This is a genomic window from Saccharopolyspora antibiotica, from assembly GCF_047200635.1.
Classification (GTDB): domain Bacteria; phylum Actinomycetota; class Actinomycetes; order Mycobacteriales; family Pseudonocardiaceae; genus Saccharopolyspora_C.
This window is the reverse complement of record NZ_JBJZOI010000017.1, coordinates 103950-118255: the sequence shown is the minus strand read 5'-3', so window position 1 is coordinate 118255 and position 14306 is coordinate 103950. Positions and strand designations below refer to the sequence as shown.

At 73.3% G+C, this 14306-nt stretch carries 14 protein-coding genes; 2 read left to right on the top strand and 12 right to left on the bottom strand.

Going from position 1 to position 14306, the window contains the following annotated elements; genetic code table 11:
• Positions 1 to 33 precede the first annotated feature (33 nt).
• From ACL03H_RS15850 to ACL03H_RS15815, 8 genes are all read right to left on the bottom strand, one after another.
• A complete protein-coding gene (locus tag ACL03H_RS15850) occupies positions 34 to 660 on the bottom strand; it encodes an HAAS signaling domain-containing protein (RefSeq protein WP_412812005.1) in 627 nt (208 codons plus the stop codon).
• Positions 657 to 1001: a PadR family transcriptional regulator gene (locus ACL03H_RS15845; protein ID WP_412812004.1), complete on the bottom strand. Its 345-nt coding sequence runs from the start codon at positions 999 to 1001 to the stop codon at positions 657 to 659. The genes ACL03H_RS15850 and ACL03H_RS15845 overlap by 4 nt, the downstream gene beginning before the upstream one ends.
• 165 nt (positions 1002 to 1166) lie before the next feature.
• Entirely contained in the window at positions 1167 to 2729 is a 1563-nt protein-coding gene (locus tag ACL03H_RS15840) for an AMP-binding protein (protein WP_412812003.1), read from the bottom strand.
• 8 nt (positions 2730 to 2737) lie between these two features.
• Positions 2738 to 4348, bottom strand: coding sequence for an FAD-dependent oxidoreductase (locus ACL03H_RS15835; RefSeq protein WP_412812002.1), 1611 nt, complete (start codon positions 4346 to 4348; stop codon positions 2738 to 2740).
• A 30-nt stretch (positions 4349 to 4378) separates the two neighbouring features.
• Positions 4379 to 5695 (bottom strand): MFS transporter, encoded by a 1317-nt coding sequence (locus tag ACL03H_RS15830; protein WP_412812001.1) that lies wholly within the window; start codon positions 5693 to 5695, stop codon positions 4379 to 4381.
• A gap of 57 nt (positions 5696 to 5752) precedes the next feature.
• Positions 5753 to 6295: a 3-isopropylmalate dehydratase small subunit gene (locus tag ACL03H_RS15825; RefSeq protein ID WP_412812000.1), complete on the bottom strand. Its 543-nt coding sequence runs from the start codon at positions 6293 to 6295 to the stop codon at positions 5753 to 5755.
• Positions 6292 to 7560, bottom strand: coding sequence for a 3-isopropylmalate dehydratase large subunit (locus ACL03H_RS15820; protein ID WP_412811999.1), 1269 nt, complete (start codon positions 7558 to 7560; stop codon positions 6292 to 6294). Before ACL03H_RS15820 ends, ACL03H_RS15825 begins: the two co-directional genes overlap by 4 nt.
• 9 nt (positions 7561 to 7569) lie before the next feature.
• Positions 7570 to 8433 carry an isocitrate lyase/PEP mutase family protein gene (locus ACL03H_RS15815; protein WP_412811998.1) on the bottom strand — a complete coding sequence of 288 codons (864 nt, stop codon included), beginning with the start codon at positions 8431 to 8433 and terminating at the stop codon, positions 7570 to 7572.
• A gap of 134 nt (positions 8434 to 8567) precedes the next feature.
• Between ACL03H_RS15815 and ACL03H_RS15810 the strand changes: the two genes are divergently transcribed.
• Positions 8568 to 9353, top strand: coding sequence for an IclR family transcriptional regulator (locus ACL03H_RS15810; protein ID WP_412811997.1), 786 nt, complete (start codon positions 8568 to 8570; stop codon positions 9351 to 9353).
• Between the two features lie 85 nt (positions 9354 to 9438).
• On the opposite strand, the gene ACL03H_RS15805 is transcribed toward ACL03H_RS15810, so the two are convergent.
• From ACL03H_RS15805 to ACL03H_RS15795, 3 genes are all read right to left on the bottom strand, one after another.
• Positions 9439 to 10716 (bottom strand): MFS transporter, encoded by a 1278-nt coding sequence (locus ACL03H_RS15805; RefSeq protein WP_412811996.1) that lies wholly within the window; start codon positions 10714 to 10716, stop codon positions 9439 to 9441.
• 159 nt (positions 10717 to 10875) lie between these two features.
• Positions 10876 to 11883, bottom strand: coding sequence for a 1-aminocyclopropane-1-carboxylate deaminase (locus tag ACL03H_RS15800; RefSeq protein WP_412811995.1), 1008 nt, complete (start codon positions 11881 to 11883; stop codon positions 10876 to 10878).
• A 146-nt stretch (positions 11884 to 12029) separates the two neighbouring features.
• On the bottom strand, positions 12030 to 12896 hold the full coding sequence (locus ACL03H_RS15795; protein ID WP_412811994.1) for an alpha/beta fold hydrolase: 867 nt from the start codon (positions 12894 to 12896) through the stop codon (positions 12030 to 12032).
• Positions 12897 to 12987: 91 nt separating this feature from the next.
• Between ACL03H_RS15795 and ACL03H_RS15790 the strand changes: the two genes are divergently transcribed.
• On the top strand, positions 12988 to 13494 hold the full coding sequence (locus ACL03H_RS15790) for a CGNR zinc finger domain-containing protein (RefSeq protein WP_412811993.1): 507 nt from the start codon (positions 12988 to 12990) through the stop codon (positions 13492 to 13494).
• Between the two features lie 193 nt (positions 13495 to 13687).
• Here ACL03H_RS15790 and ACL03H_RS15785 read toward each other — a convergent pair whose 3' ends face one another.
• Positions 13688 to 14224: a snapalysin family zinc-dependent metalloprotease gene (locus ACL03H_RS15785; RefSeq protein ID WP_412811992.1), complete on the bottom strand. Its 537-nt coding sequence runs from the start codon at positions 14222 to 14224 to the stop codon at positions 13688 to 13690.
• Positions 14225 to 14306: the final 82 nt, after the last annotated feature.

The following is a 14306-nucleotide window of genomic DNA, read 5'->3' as shown; positions in this document are numbered from 1 at the left end:
AACGCGCGACCGCGCCGCGTGGTCTCCGGGTGCTCATTCGCGGGTGGCGAACCAGAGCTGGGCGATCGCCACGACGCAGAGCAGCCCGATGACTCCCTGGACGATGAACGCGGTGACGTTGAGCGCGAAGCTGGGCCCGGTGGGCAGCAGGCACAGCTCGGAGGCGACGACGGACGCGGGCCAGGAGGCGATCAGCAGGGCCTTCTGCCGCTTCGTCCAGGACCGGTTCACGGCCGCGAGCGCGGAACCGCCGAGCCACGCTCCGGTCGAGACCACGAACGCGACCGCCGCCGAGGCCGCGGACAGCTCCCAATCGCTGTCGGCGTCGAACCCGGCCGACAACCCGGCCACGCCGCCGACGAGGAAGGTGAGCGCGCTCGCGCCGGCCAGCAGGACGCAGGCCAGGGCTGCGGCGAGGACGGATCCCCGCCGGGCGCCCCCGCCGGGCTCGGCGCCCGCCGCGGCGGCGACCTGTTCGGGCGTGCCCATGCGCGCGAGGGCGGCCTCGACGGTCGCGGCGTCCGCGTCCGGCTCCACGCTGGCGTCGAAGTGCTCGTGCACCCCGGCGATCACGTCCCGGCGCACGGAGGCGGGCGCGTGCCGCAGCAGGTGGTTCAGCTCCTCCAGGTAGATGTGCACGCGGGAGTGGGTCTTGGTCACGATCGTTCTCCTGACACGGCGGAATCGACGGCACCGCGGAATGCGGGCCAGGTGGATCGGAAGGTGGCCAGCGCGGTCCTGCCCTCCGCGGTGAGCGCGTAGTAGCGGCGCGGCGGGCCGGTCGCGGACTTCACCCGGCTGGTCTCCACCAGCCCCTGCCGCCGGAGGCGGGCGAGCAGCGGGTAGAGGGTTCCCTCGCTCTGCAGCAGCAGCTCGTGCTCACCGAGCCTGCGCGCGATGTCGAGGCCGTAGAGGGGCTCCACGTCGATCATCGCGAGGATGCAGTACTCCAGCACGCCTCGGCGCAAGTGGGTGAGCACGGCGCCCTCGTCCAGAACCATGCCACGCAAGGTACCGGAGAAGATCGCGGGCGCGCAACGACACCGGCCCGGCGAGCGGATCGCTCGCCGGACCGGTGGTGCGTGCTGGTGCTCACTCCGCGCGATTCAGCCCGCATCGGGGGCGAGCCTCGCCGGGAGCGGCGGATCAGGACGGGGGCGGAGGGTTCACGACGGTCGGCGGAGCTGGTTGCGCAGGATCTTGCCGGAGGCCGATTTCGGTACGGCGTCGAGGAATTCGACCGCGCGGACCTTCTTGTGCGGCGCCACCCGCTCCGCGACGTAGGCGATCACCTCGGCCGCCGTCGGCTCGTCGCCCGCGCGGCGCACCACGAAGGCCTTCGGCACCTCCTCCCCGTGCTCGTCGCGGACGCCGACGACCGCCGCGTCGTCCAGGCCGGGATGGGTGAGCAGCAGCGCCTCCAGCTCGGCCGGGGGCACCTGGTAGCCTTTGTACTTGATCAGCTCCTTGACCCGGTCGACGATCGTGAGCGCGCCCTCCGCGCTGGCCGTCGCGATGTCGCCGGTGTGCAGGTAGCCGTCCGCGTCGAGGGTCTCGGCGGTGGCCTCGGGGTTGTTCAGGTAGCCGGCCATGACGTTGGGCCCCCGCACCCACAGCTCGCCGCGCTCGCCGGGGCCGACGTCCTGGCCCGTCACCGGATCCACCAGCCGCCACTCGACGCCCGGCAGGGCGACGCCGCTGCTCGCCGGGTCGAGGTCCAGGCGGTCCTCCGGCACCGCGTGCGACACCGGAGACATCTCCGTCATCCCGTACCCCTGCACGACGGCGCAGCCCAGCCGCGCGGTGAGCGCCCGGGCCAGGTCGCCGTCGAGCGGCGCGGCCCCGGAGAAGACGATCTCCAGGCTGGACAGGTCGTAGGAGTCGATCAGCTCGTCCTTCGCGAGCGCGAGCACCGTCGGGGGTGCCACGTAGAGCTTGCGCACGCGGTGCTCGGCGATCAGGCGCAGCATCTCGGCGAGGTCGAACCGGGGCAGGGTGGCCAGCGGGGCCCGGGTGTGCAGGCAGTGGTTCATCAGCACGGTCATCCCGTAGATGTGGAACAGCGGCAGCACCGCGAGTTGGGCGCTGCCCCGGGTCGCCGACACCGTCCGGTCGAACTGCAGGACGTTGGCGATGAGGTTGCGGTGGGTCAGCACCACGCCCTTGGCCCGTCCGGTGGTGCCCGAGGAGTACGGCAGCACGGCGGTGTCGCCGGAGCCGACGACCAGTTCCGGCGCCGCGCCTCCGGTCTCCCGCAGGTCGTCCAGGCAGCGGTGCCCGTCCGCCGGTTCGAGGGTGAGCACCGAGCTGGCGTCCAGCCCGGCCGCCGCGGCGGCCTCGACCACCTTGTCCCGCAGGGCCGCCGCGGTGAGCACGAAGCGCGCTCCCGAGTCGGCGAACTGCCGCGCGAGCTCCTCGGTGGTGTAGAGCGGGTTCGCGGTGGTCACGGTCGCGTTCGCGCGCAGCGCGCCGTGAAAGCCCAGCACCCACCGCGGCGAGTTCGGGCCGACCAGACCGAGCACGTCACCGGGGCGCACGCCCAGCGCGTGCAGGCCCGCCGCGACGCGCTCCACCGCGGCGTGCAGCTGCCCGGCGCTGAGCACCTCGCCGGTCGGGCCGTCGATGATCGCGGGAGCCGCGGGGTCCGGCCCGGGACCGGCTCCGAACAGGAACGTCGGGAGTGCGACGTCGGGCACCTCGACGTCCGGGAACGGGCTGCGGATCGACATGGGACTCCTCACGGCTGAGCACCGCGGCCGCGGGCGTGGTTCGCGGCGCGGTAGGCGTAGGTGTAGTTGCGGGCGTTGGCCAGGCCGGTGACGTAACCGCGCAGTTCGCGCGTGGCGGCCGCGTTGCCCGTCGCGTAGAGGCCGGGGACGGGGGAGCCGTCGCGCCGGAGCACCCGGGCGTCCCGGTCGATCCGCAGGCCGAGGGTGCCCATGCCGAATCCGACCAGCGACAGCGGGAACGCGTGGAACGGCGGGGTCCGCAGGGGGCCGAGGCACGGGTTCGGGCCGTGCGCGGCGTCGCCGTAGGTCCTGCGGACGAACGGTGAACCGCCCCGGCCGAATGCCGGATCCTCGCCGAGCTCGGCGGCGCGGTTGAACTCGGCGACCGTGCGCGCCAGGCCGTCCCGGTCGATGCCCGCCAGCTCCGCGAGCGAGCGGAGGTCGTCGGCGCGCGGCACCTCGGACGGCCACTGCTCGCCCGGCGCGTGCGGGCCGAGGCCGTAGCGCTCGCGGAACTCGTCGTCGGCGACGAACCAGCACGGCACGTTCGCCCAGCGGCCGGTCCCGGGGTCGAAGCGGCGCAGCGCGCTGATCAACGAGCCGTAGTAGCTCTCGTCGCCGAACCGCAGCCCGTCCCGGTTGACGATGAGCGAGTGCGGGAGGCCGAGGTGCGTCAGCAGCGGCCGCACCAGCGGGACCTCCGTGCCCGGGTGGACCTCGCCGGGGAAGCCGTGGCCGACGCTGAAGAACGGGTCCGCGCCGCGCGCCAGCCCGGCCCCGGCCTGCTCGGCGAGCGCGAGGGAGTCGCCGTCGACGACCGGCGGCGCGCTCTCGACGAGCTCCGGCAGGTCCTCCAGCTCCGCCGCCTCCGGGGAGCCGCCGTACCCGCCAGCGGCGAGCAGCACCCCCTCGCGGGCCCGGACCCGGATCCGCCCGTCCGGCCCGTCGAGCACCGCGCCCACGACGGTGCCGTCCTCGACCAGCAGCTCGCGCGCCCGGGTCGCCAGCAGGCAGTCGACGCCCCGGCGGACCAGCGCCTCCCGCACGAAGCCCCCGGCGAGACCCATCCCGTGCGTCAGCAGGTCCGCGTCCTTCGCCGCACCTCCGGACTCCGCGTACTGCTCGGCGCGGGAGACGCCGACGTCGTAGTACGGCCCGCGACGCAGGCGCCCGCGCCAGGCGCCCAGGTCCCGGCCGTCCACGACGCATTCCAGCAGCCGCCCGGACTCCGTCGAGCCGGGCGCCGGGTGGTAGAGGTCCGGGGCCCCGGGGATCGCCCGGAGCGGCACCCCGGCCGCCGCGAACCAGGCGGTCGCCTCCCGCGCGTCGTTCAGGTAGTCGCGGCGGGCCGCCCGGTCCACGGGCCGCTCGCCCTGGACGTGGTCCAGATAGGACTCGACGGCGTCGATCGGGTCGGCTGGCCCCTCGGCCAGCGGATCCCCGCCGACCCAGACGAACCCGCCGCTGTAGGCGGCGACCCCGCCGACGACGTCCGAGCGCTCGGCGACGAGGACCTCGCCCCCGAGCTCGGCGGCGCGCAGCGCGGCGGCGAGCCCGCCCAGCCCGCCCCCGACGCAGAGCAGGTCGACCTCGCGGTCCGGTGTGGATGGTTCCGGCACGGCCGGTCTCCTCTCGGTGCGCACGGCGGATCAGACGGGAAGGCGTTCGCGGCTGGTCTCGCGCATGGTCGCGACGGTGATCAGACCGACCGCCGCCACGCCCATCACCCAGAACGCGGGTGCCATCGGGTCTCCGGTGCTCTGCACCAGCTGGGCGGCGATGTAGGGCGCGCTGCCCCCGGCGACGATCGTGCCGATGTTGAACCCGAGCGCCACCCCGGTGTAGCGCACTCGACGCGGGAACAGCTCGGTGAACTGCGGGAACGCGGGAACCTGCGCGAAGCCGTTGAAGGACATGTAGACGACGTAGACGAGCCCGACGACGACGATGCTCGACGTCGCTCCCAGCACGGCGAAGGCGGGCCAGGCGATCACCAGGTACCCGACGTACGCGAAGATCAGCACGGGCCTGCGGCCGAAGCGATCCGAGAGCGCGCCCGCGACGGGGTACGTCGCGCAGGCGAGTGCGATGCCGATCGCCGACGTCCAGTACACCGACTGCTTGTCGAAGCCGAGATCGTTGATCAGGTAGACGTTGAAGTAGGTCAGGCCGATGTAGCCGCTGCCGTTCATCGCGATCGCGATGCCGATGACCCGCAGCACCGAACCGGGCCGTTCCCGGACGACCTGCAGCAGCGGGCTGCGCACCACCTCCTGCTTGTCGGCCATCTCGGCGAACTCGGTGGTGTCCTCCAGCCGGACCCGCACCCACAGGCACAGGACCGCCAGCGGGATGGAGATCAGGAACGGGATCCGCCAGCCCCAGGCCACCATCTGCTCCTCGGTGGTCAGGGTGCTGACCAGGCCGACGACCGCCGCGGACATCGCGAAGCCGAAGGTCGAGCCGAGCGCGGTGACCGAGCCGTAGAGCCCGCGCCGCCCGGTCGGGGCCGACTCGGCGACGTAGGTGGCCGCGCCGCCGATCTCCCCGCCCGCCGAGAAGCCCTGCGCGAGCCGGATCAGCACCAGCAGCACCGGTGCCAGGAGACCGACGGACGAGTACGTCGGCAGCAGGCCCAGCAGCCCGCAGCAGATGCCCATCGCCACCACCGTCACGACCAGCGCGTGCCGGCGGCCCCGCCGGTCACCGAGCCGGCCGAAGAACCACCCGCCGATCGGCCGCATCACGTAGGCGGAACCGAAGACGGCCAGCGTGAGCAGCAGGGAGACGGCGGGCTGGCCGCTGGGGAAGAACAGCGGACCGATGGTGACCGCGAGGAAGGCGTAGACGCTGAAGTCGTAGTACTCGATCAGCGTGCCGACGCCTCCCGCCACGGCGGCGCGCCGGGCCGTCGCCGGGGAGCCGGTCGTGGTCGCCGCATCGGCGGCTGGGGTCGTTCCGGGCATCGCGAAGCTCCTGATCATCGTTGATCGGATCGGCAGGGGGCTGGGGCAGGACCGGGATCAGCGCTGGGGACTCGACTCACGGGCGTGCTCGGCGAGCAGCAGCTTCAGCGAGCCGCCCGCCTCGATCACCCGTCGCGCTCGCTCGCTGGGCGGCTCCCCGCGCAGCTCGGTCCCGTCCAGGCGGACGGCGGCCCGCCGCCAGTCGACCTCCACTGCGGCACCGACCTCGGCGGCGGTGCTGATGCCGGGCACCGTCAGCAGCGGCATCCCGTTGTAGGTCTCCCCGCGCCAGAAGCCGGGGGAGAAGGACTCCGCCAGGACCGCCGCGATGCCCAGGTCGCGCAGCGCGACCATCGGCGGATAGTGCGGGTGGCCGTAGCCGAAGTTGCGGCCCCCGACGATCACGTCCCCCGGCCGGACCCGGTCCGCGAAGCCCGGGTCGTAGGCGCGCATCACCTTGCCGCGCAGGAACTCCGCGTCGTAGGACTTGATGTTCTCGACGCCGATCACCAGGTCGATGTCGAAGTCGTCGCCGAACGCCCAGGCCACCCGCCCGCGGATGACGTCGGGCGGCGGCGGGTAGTCGCGCACGGCGCTCATGAGCGCGCCACCTCCTCGGCGGCGGTGATCGTGCCCGCGACGGCGCTCGCCGCCACCGTGTAGGCCGACCCCATGTAGATGTTCGCGTCGGTGCTGCCCATCCGGCCGGAGATGTTGAGCACCCCGGTCGAGATGCAGTTCTCCCCGGCCTGCAGCGGCTTCTGGTAGCCGAAGCAGAAGTCGCAGCTGGAGCGGGCGATCTGCGCCCCCGCCTCCCGCAGCACGTCGAGGAGCCCCTCGTCCTCGGCCTGCCGGTGCACGGCGTCGGAGGTCGGTACGACGTTGAGCTCCACTCCCGGGTCGATCCGCCGTCCGTCCAGGACCAGCGCGGCGGCCCGGATGTCCTCGATCCGCCCGCTGGCGCAGGATCCGATGAACGCCTTGGTGACCGGGGTGCCGGACAGCTCGTCGGCGCCGCGGGTGTGGGCCGAGCGGGCCGAGCCGGGCAGCACCACCTGCGGCCGCAGCGCGGACAGGTCGATGGTGTGCACGGCCGCGTACTCGGCGCCCGGATCCGGCAGCTGCGGGGTGAAGTCGGCGGCCGCGACGCGGCGGGCGTAGTTCAGCGCGGCCTCGTCCGGCTCGAACACCGCGGACACCGCCCCGGTGAACATCGCCATCCCGCACAGCCCCTGCCTGCGGTCGATGGACATCGACCGCGCGCCCGGCCCGGCGAACTCCATCACCTGATGCGCGCACCCGTCCGCGCCGAACTCGCCGATGATGTGGTGCACCAGGTCCCGGCTGTCGACGCCGGGCGCGAACCCGCCGGTCAGCTCGAACCGGGTGGTGCGGGGGACGTCGAGGTGGATCTGCCCGGAGACCCACGCCTCCAGCAGGTCCCGGCGCACGCCCCAGCCCAGCGCGCCGAACGCCCCGGCGCCGGAGATGTGCCCGTCGAAGTGGATCAGGAAGTTGCCCGGCAGCGCGTAGCCGAGCTCGGCCATCACCTGGTGCCCGATGCCCTGGGCCTCGTGCAGCGAGATGCCGTAGAACTCGCACCAGTCGCGGGTGACCTGGTGGACCGCCTGCTCCTTGTCGGTGCCCTTGGTGAGCATGTGGTCGATGAACACGAGGTAGCGCTCCGGCTCGACGAGCTCGCGGATGCCGAAGTCGTCGTGCATCTGCCGGAACATCACGTCGGTGTAGCCGGGGAAGTCGTAGGCGATCATGTAGTCCGGCCGCACCGGCAGGTTGTCGCCCGCCTGGACGCGGTCGACGCCCGCGGCCCTGGCCAGGATCTTCTCGGTGATCGTGCTGGGCATGGCGCTCCCTCAGACCGTTTCGGCGGCGGGCAGGTACGAGCGCTGCTGCCGCTCGACCTCCGCCATGCCGATGAGTTCGACGAACTCGTGGTGCGGTGTGGCGTCGGCGCTGACGTCGGCCGGGGGCTCGCCCGCGGCGAGCCGGCGCAGGCACGCCTGCGCGGCGCCGGTGACGGCCATCAGGACCTGGGTCGGCAGCAGCGCGAGCCGGACGCCGATCTGCTCCATCACCTCGGGGGTGAACTCGCGCTCGGTCCACGCGGAGGCGGTCAGCGTCGCCATCAGCGGGACGCCCGCGACCTCGTGGCAGCGGCGCCACTCCTCGGTGGTGGTGAACGTCTTCGTCACCGGCATGATCAGGTCCGCGCCCGCGTCGACGTAGGCCTCGGCCCGGCGCAGGGCCTCCTCGCCCTTGGCGTCGGTGCGGGCGATCACGAGCATCCCGGTGGCCTGCGCGGCGTCCCGCACGGCGCGGATCTTCCCGGTCGCCTCCGGCAGGTCGAGCAGTTCGATCTCGGCGCCGGGGATGAGCGGGCAGCGCTTCGGGGAGCGCTGGTCCTCCAGGAACACGGCGGCCACCCCGGCGTCGGCGAACCGGCGCGCGGTCCGGGCGGCGTTGACGGCGTTGCCGTAGCCGGTGTCGATGTCGGCGATGACGGGCAGCGGGCTCGCCTCGCGGATCGTCCGGACCGCCTGCAGGTTCTCCGTCATCGTGTAGAGCTCGGCGTCCGGGTAGCCCAGCGCCGCCGAGACGGCGAAGCCGGAGGCGCACAGCGCGGGGAAGCCCGCCTGCTCGGCGAGCCGGGCCGTGAGCCCGTCCCACACGCCCGGCGCCTGGACGAGTCCTTCGCTGATCATCTCGCGCAGATCCACTGACCACTCCTTCGTGTATCGTGATCCGATATGCGTTACGGAACTGTGCGCGAGGAGGGTGGGACGTGTCAAGCAACACATCGCCGGGTCGCTAGCCTGGCGAGGTCGTAGTCACGAAGGGTGAGGGGACGGGTGTGCGAGAGGCTGTCGAGGACGGCTCCGGGCGCGAGACGGTCGGCTCGGTGCTGCGCGCCTGCCAGCTGCTCGGCCAGTTCGGCGCCGAGCGGCCGGTGATCACGCTGGCCGAGCTCACGGCTGCCAGCGGGCTGAACAAACCGACCGTGCACCGGCTGATGAGCTCGTTCGTCGAGGCGGGCTGGGTGCACCGCGACCACAGCGGCGCCTACCGCGTGCGGATGCCGGTGTTCGCCATCGGGTCGGCCGCGCTCGCCGGCTTCGACCTGCGCACCGAGGCCCGGCCGGAACTGGAGGCGCTGGCCTCGCGGTTCGGCGACACCGCGTTCCTGATGGTGCCCTCCGGGGCGGGGGCCGTGTGCATCGACCGCGTCGAGGGCGGCAAGCCGATGGTGCTGGCCGCCGTCGCGATCGGTTCGGTGCTGCCGTTCCACGCCGCGGCCGCCCCGGTGGCGATGGTCGCGTTCGACCCCGAGCTGCGCCGCCGGGTGCTGGCGGAGCCGCTGCCCGCCTTCACCGGGGAGACCTTCGTGGATCCGGCGGAGTTCGCCGCGCACCTGGACGAGGTGCGGGCCGGGGGAGTCGCGCGCAGCCGGGACGACTACCTGCAGGGCGTCTCGGCGGTCGCCGCTCCCGTGCTCGGCTCCGGCGGTTCGCTGATCGGGACGATCAGCCTGGGCGGGCACAGCGACGACTTCACCGGCGCTCCCGGCGACCTGCGCGCCGCCGAGGTCCGCGCCGCTGCCGAACGCCTCACCGGCTCCCTCAGCACGGCCCGCTTCTGACGCTCGCTCCCCGGGGCCGCGCCCTGCTGTCGCGGGAGCCGGCCCGGTCCCGCGGCCGTCGGCCGGACGCCACCCGGGGACCGCGCTACTTCGCGGCGCGCTCCGGGTCGGGGGTGCCGGGGTCCTCGTCGAGGTGGCCGACCTCGGTGGTGCCGCGGGCACCGCGGGTTTCCGGTGCCGCGAGCCACGCGCCGAGGGCGAGCACGGCGGTCAGCGCGGTCACTCCGAAGGCCACCTGGTAGGAGATCGCGTCCGCGATCATGCCGGTGACCAGGGGGCCCACGATCGCGCCGACGTCCGCGGACATCTGGAAGGCGGCCAGCACCGGCCCGCCCCTGCCCTTGCTGCCCAGCAGGTCGGCGACCGCCGCGTTCTGCGCCGGGTTGAGCAGTCCCGCGCCCACCCCGGCGACCAGCGAGGCCACCAGGAACACCGGGATCGAGCTGCTGAAGCCCAGCGCGGCGGTGCCCACCACCGAGATGGAGAGCCCGAGCAGCACCATCGGCTTGCGGCCGCGCAGGTCCGAGAGCCGACCGGACATCATGATCACCGCGGCGTTGCCGACGGCGAACACGGACAGCGCCACCCCGGCCATCGCCTGCGTGGAGTGCAGGGCCTCGACCACGAACAGCGGGATCAGCGCGATCCGCACCCCGAACACGGCCCAGCCCGTGCTGAAGTTCGACAGCAGCGCGGCCCGGTAGGCCCGCGAGCCCAGCGCCTCGCGCACGGTCACCGCCGGGACGTCGTCCTTCACCGGCGCGGCCAGCGTCGAGTTCCGCAGCAGCAGCCAGCCCACGAACGCGGCCAGGAACAGCGCGGCGCCGTAGATCAGGAACGGCAGCCGCAGCGAGTAGCCGACCAGCAGGCTGCCGATGATCGGGCCGGACACGTTGCCCAGCAGGAAGCTCGTCGCCCACAGCCCGGAGGCCCGCCCGCGCTGGTCCGGTGGGGACAGCCGCACCAGCAGCGCCACCACGGACACGGTGAACATCGTCGAGCCGGTGCCGCCGAGGGCCCGGAACACCAGCAGCTGCCAGTACGAGTCGGCGAAGGCGCAGGCCGCGCTGCTCACGCCGACGATGGTCACCCCCCACACGTAGATCGGCCGTTCGCCGAACCACGCCACGAGCCGCCCGCTGGCGGGGGCGAAGGCCAGCCGCATGAAGGCGAACGCGCTCACGATGAACGACGCCGCCGTCACGCCCACGTCGAAGGAGGTGGCGAAGGCGGGCAGCGCGGGGGAGACGATGCCCATCCCGATCGCGACGATGAAGCTCCCGGTCACCAGGATCCAGATCTCGCGCGGCAACCGGGTTCCGGTGTCCGCGCCGCCCGCACCCGTCGGCATCGCTGACCTCACGCCGCCTCGCTCCCGTTCGACGAACCGGACGCGATCGCACTCCGGCCAGAGCGGTAGAACCCGCCCCGGCCCCCGCGCATTCCCCGCAGGTCGCGGAGCCGCGCCGGTCGGGAGCGGGCGTGTCCCGGCCCCGGGAAGCGCCCGGGGCCGGGTGCCGGCTCAGCTGAACGCGCCCGCGTAGGCGTTGAGCGCGGGCTGACCGCCGAGGTGGGCGTAGAGGACGTTCGACGCGCCGTCCAGCTCGCCGCCGCCGATCAGGTCGATCAGGCCCGCCATCGACTTGCCCTCGTAGACCGGGTCGATGATCATTCCCTCCAGCTCACCGCAGAGCCGGATCGCCTCCAGCGTCGACCGCACCGGGACGCCGTAGCGATCACCGGCCCAGCCGTCGAGCACGGTGATCTCGTCGTCCCGGAGCTCGCGGCCCAGCCCGATCAACCCCGCGGTGTGCCGCGCGATCCGCCCGACCTGCTCGCGGGTCCTGTCCACCGCCGCCGAGGCGTCGATGCCGATGACCCGGCGCGACCGCTCCTGACCGGCGAACCCGGCGATCATGCCGGCCTGGGTGGACCCGGTGACCGCGCAGACCACGATCGCGTCGAAGAAGACCCCCAGCTGCTCCTCCTGCCGCGCGACCTCCTCCGCCCAGTTCGCGAAGCCGAGCCCGCCCAGCTCGTGCTCGGACGCTCCGGCCGGGATGCCGTAGGGCGTGCCACCGGAGGCCCGGACGTCCTCCATCGCCTGCTCCCACGACTCGCGGATGCCGATGTCGAACCCGGCCGGGTCCAGCCGCACGTCGGCGCCCATGATCCGGGAGAGCAGGATGTTGCCGACCTTGTCGTTGACCGCGTCCGGCCACTCCACCCACTTCTCCTGCACCAGCCGCGCCCGCAGCCCCAGCTTCGCCGCGACGGCCGCGACCTGGCGGGTGTGGTTGGACTGGTAGCCGCCGATCGAGACCAGCGTGTCGGCGCCGGAGGCGAGCACGTCCGGAACGATGTACTCCAGCTTCCGGGTCTTGTTGCCGCCGTGGGCGAGACCGGAGTTGCAGTCCTCCCGCTTCGCCCAGATCCGCGCCCCGCCGAGGTGGGCGGTGAGCCGGTCGAGCGGGTGGACCGGGCTCGGCCCGAACAGCAGCGGGTAGCGGGGGAAGTCGGCCAGCGCCATGAGCTCTCCTGGATCTCGTCGAGGGCGATCACCGGGCGGGGATGCCGGTGCGGCCCCGCACCGCCCTCGGCCCGGTGATCATCCGCTCGATCGTGCGGGGATTCTCCGCCCCGCGCCACCCCCTTCCGCCGCCTCGTCGGTCGGCGTCAGCGCGCGGTGCGGGACAGGAAGTCCCGCAGGTGCGCCGCGATGGTGTCCAGGTCGCTCTCCAGGGCGAAGTGACCCGCGTCGAGCAGGTGGATCTCGGCGTCCGGGAGATCGTCGGCGAAGGCGCGAGCGCCGTCGGGCCCGAAGATCTCGTCGTTGGCGCCCCAGAGGGCGAGCAGCGGGACCTGGCTGCGCCGGAAGTGCTCCTGGACCGCCGGGTAGAGCTCGACGTTGCTGACGTAGTCGCGGAACAGGCGCAGCTGGACGGCGTCGTTGCCCGGCCGCTGGAGCAGGGCGTGGTCGTGCCACCAGGTGTCCGGGCTGACCAGGCTGGGGTCGGGGACGCCGTGCAGGTACTGCCACCGGATCGCCTCCAGCTCCAGGGCGCCGCGCACGGCCGCCTCGTTCTCCGGCCCGGGATCGGCCGCGTAGTCCCAGATCGGCGCCCAGAAGGAGGGGACGAAGCCGGCCTCGTAGGCGTTGCCGCTCTGGCTGATGATCGCGGTGATCCGCTCGGGCCGGCGCAGCGCGAGCCGCCAGCCGATCGGGGCTCCGTAGTCCTGCACGTACATCGCGAAGTCCCGCACGCCCAGCTCGTCGAGCAGGCCCTCGGTGGTGGTCGCCAGCGCGTCGAAGGTGTAGTCGAAGTCCTCGACGGCGGGCGCGTCGGACAGGCCGAAGCCGAGGTGGTCGGGGGCGAGGACGTGGTAGCGGTCGGCGAGCGCGGGGATGAGTTCGCGGAACATGTGCGAGCTGGTCGGGTAGCCGTGCAGCAGCAGCACGGTCGGCCGCTCGGGCGATCCGGCCTCGCGGTAGAAGACCTGGTGGTCGCCGACTGACGCGGTCAGGTGTCGCACTTCAGGCATGACAACCCCTTAACTTGATTTATCCGGTTAGGTGTTGACGCTAAGCGCCGCGTGCTAACCTGTCAAATCGGATCGATAAGGTTAGGTTGGTGTGGTGATCGACGAGGTGGAGCTGCTGCTCGCGCTGCTCAACAGTCGTCCGGTGGTCGACGGCATCGAGCGGGACGAGCTGGGGGAGGACGAGGCCGGACGCGCCTGGGCCACCGCGCGCGGCGGGGTCGGCACCTCAGCGGAGCTGCACCGGTTGCGGTGGGTGCGGGAACGGCTCACCGAGGTCGCGCTCGGGCGGCGGCCCGCCTCGGCGCTCGCGGACGCGCTCGACGGAGTGCGGCAGCGGCCGGTGCTCGACGACTCCGGGTTGAGCTGGGAACTCGTCGCCGGCGCCGACGAGCTGCTGCCCGCCCGGGCCGTGCTCGGGTGGGCTCGGGTCACCGAGCGGCTGCCCGGTCGGCTGCGGCCCTGCGGCAACGAGGAGTGCCGGCTGTTCCTGCTGGACCGCAGCAAGGCGAACCGGGCCCGCTGGTGCTCGATGGCCACCTGCGGCAACCGGATGAAGGCTCGCCGGCACTACGAGCGCCACCGCTCCGCCGACGGTTGATCGCCCGGCCGGGAGCGGAAGCGCGTCCCGCCGGGATCGCGGAGAACCGGCCGCGGCGGTCCGGCGCGGACGTCGGGCCGGCCGCCGCGAGTGGCGGGGCCGGAGCGTCCCGCGCGGTTTCCGGGGGAGCGCTGGTCCCGCCGAGGAGGAGCCGCCCGGCGGCTCGGCCGGACGGCTCCGGGAGGACCCGCGATCAGCGGGCGGCGAGAGCCGGGGCCTCGCTGAACAGGGTCGGCTCGACGGCCACGCCCCGCGCGAAGTTCTCCTCGACCTCGGCCTTCTCCTCGGAGTTGGGGAGGTTGTTCTCGCAGTCGGTCCCGGCGCTCGCCCCCGACATCAGGTCCTCGCAGACGCCGGTGCGGTCGTCCGGCAGCCCGAGGATGTGGCCGATCTCGTGGGTGGCGATGCGCGGGACGTGGTGGCCCTCGTCGACGGCCTGGCGGCCCATCCACACGGTGCCCACGCCGAGGGACTCGACCTGGGCGCGGGGCCACTGGTCGTCGGCGAGCACGGTGAGGTCGGCCTCCCCGCCGGTGGCCTCCTCCAGCTTGACGTTGGCGACCTGGTCGTTCCAGACCGCTGCGGCCTCGGCGACGGCGTCCTGGAACTCCTCGGCCCCGCTCGCGTCGTAGGTGATGACGTGCGGTTCGGCGGCCGAGACGGCGCCCGCCGCCGGCGCGCCCGCCACCAGCGCGATCGCGGTCGCCGCCCCGGCGAGTGCGGATGTCATCGAATACCTCGGCATGTCGGCTCCTCCTCATCGGTCACGACGGTTCCGCCCGGAGGCTAGGCCCGCGCCGTGCCCCGATTCG

What these genes read in the sequence shown, in the direction of transcription:
- ACL03H_RS15845 (WP_412812004.1), bottom strand. Translation starts at nt 1,001, where the DNA reads ATGGTTCTGGACGAGGGCGCCGTGCTCACCCACTTGCGCCGAGGCGTG.
- ACL03H_RS15840 (WP_412812003.1), bottom strand. Translation starts at nt 2,729, where the DNA reads ATGTCGATCCGCAGCCCGTTCCCGGACGTCGAGGTGCCCGACGTCGCA.
- ACL03H_RS15830 (WP_412812001.1), bottom strand. Translation starts at nt 5,695, where the DNA reads ATGCCCGGAACGACCCCAGCCGCCGATGCGGCGACCACGACCGGCTCC.
- ACL03H_RS15825 (WP_412812000.1), bottom strand. Translation starts at nt 6,295, where the DNA reads ATGAGCGCCGTGCGCGACTACCCGCCGCCGCCCGACGTCATCCGCGGG.
- ACL03H_RS15820 (WP_412811999.1), bottom strand. Translation starts at nt 7,560, where the DNA reads ATGCCCAGCACGATCACCGAGAAGATCCTGGCCAGGGCCGCGGGCGTC.
- ACL03H_RS15800 (WP_412811995.1), bottom strand. Translation starts at nt 11,883, where the DNA reads ATGGCGCTGGCCGACTTCCCCCGCTACCCGCTGCTGTTCGGGCCGAGC.
- ACL03H_RS15795 (WP_412811994.1), bottom strand. Translation starts at nt 12,896, where the DNA reads ATGCCTGAAGTGCGACACCTGACCGCGTCAGTCGGCGACCACCAGGTC.
- ACL03H_RS15785 (WP_412811992.1), bottom strand. Translation starts at nt 14,224, where the DNA reads ATGACATCCGCACTCGCCGGGGCGGCGACCGCGATCGCGCTGGTGGCG.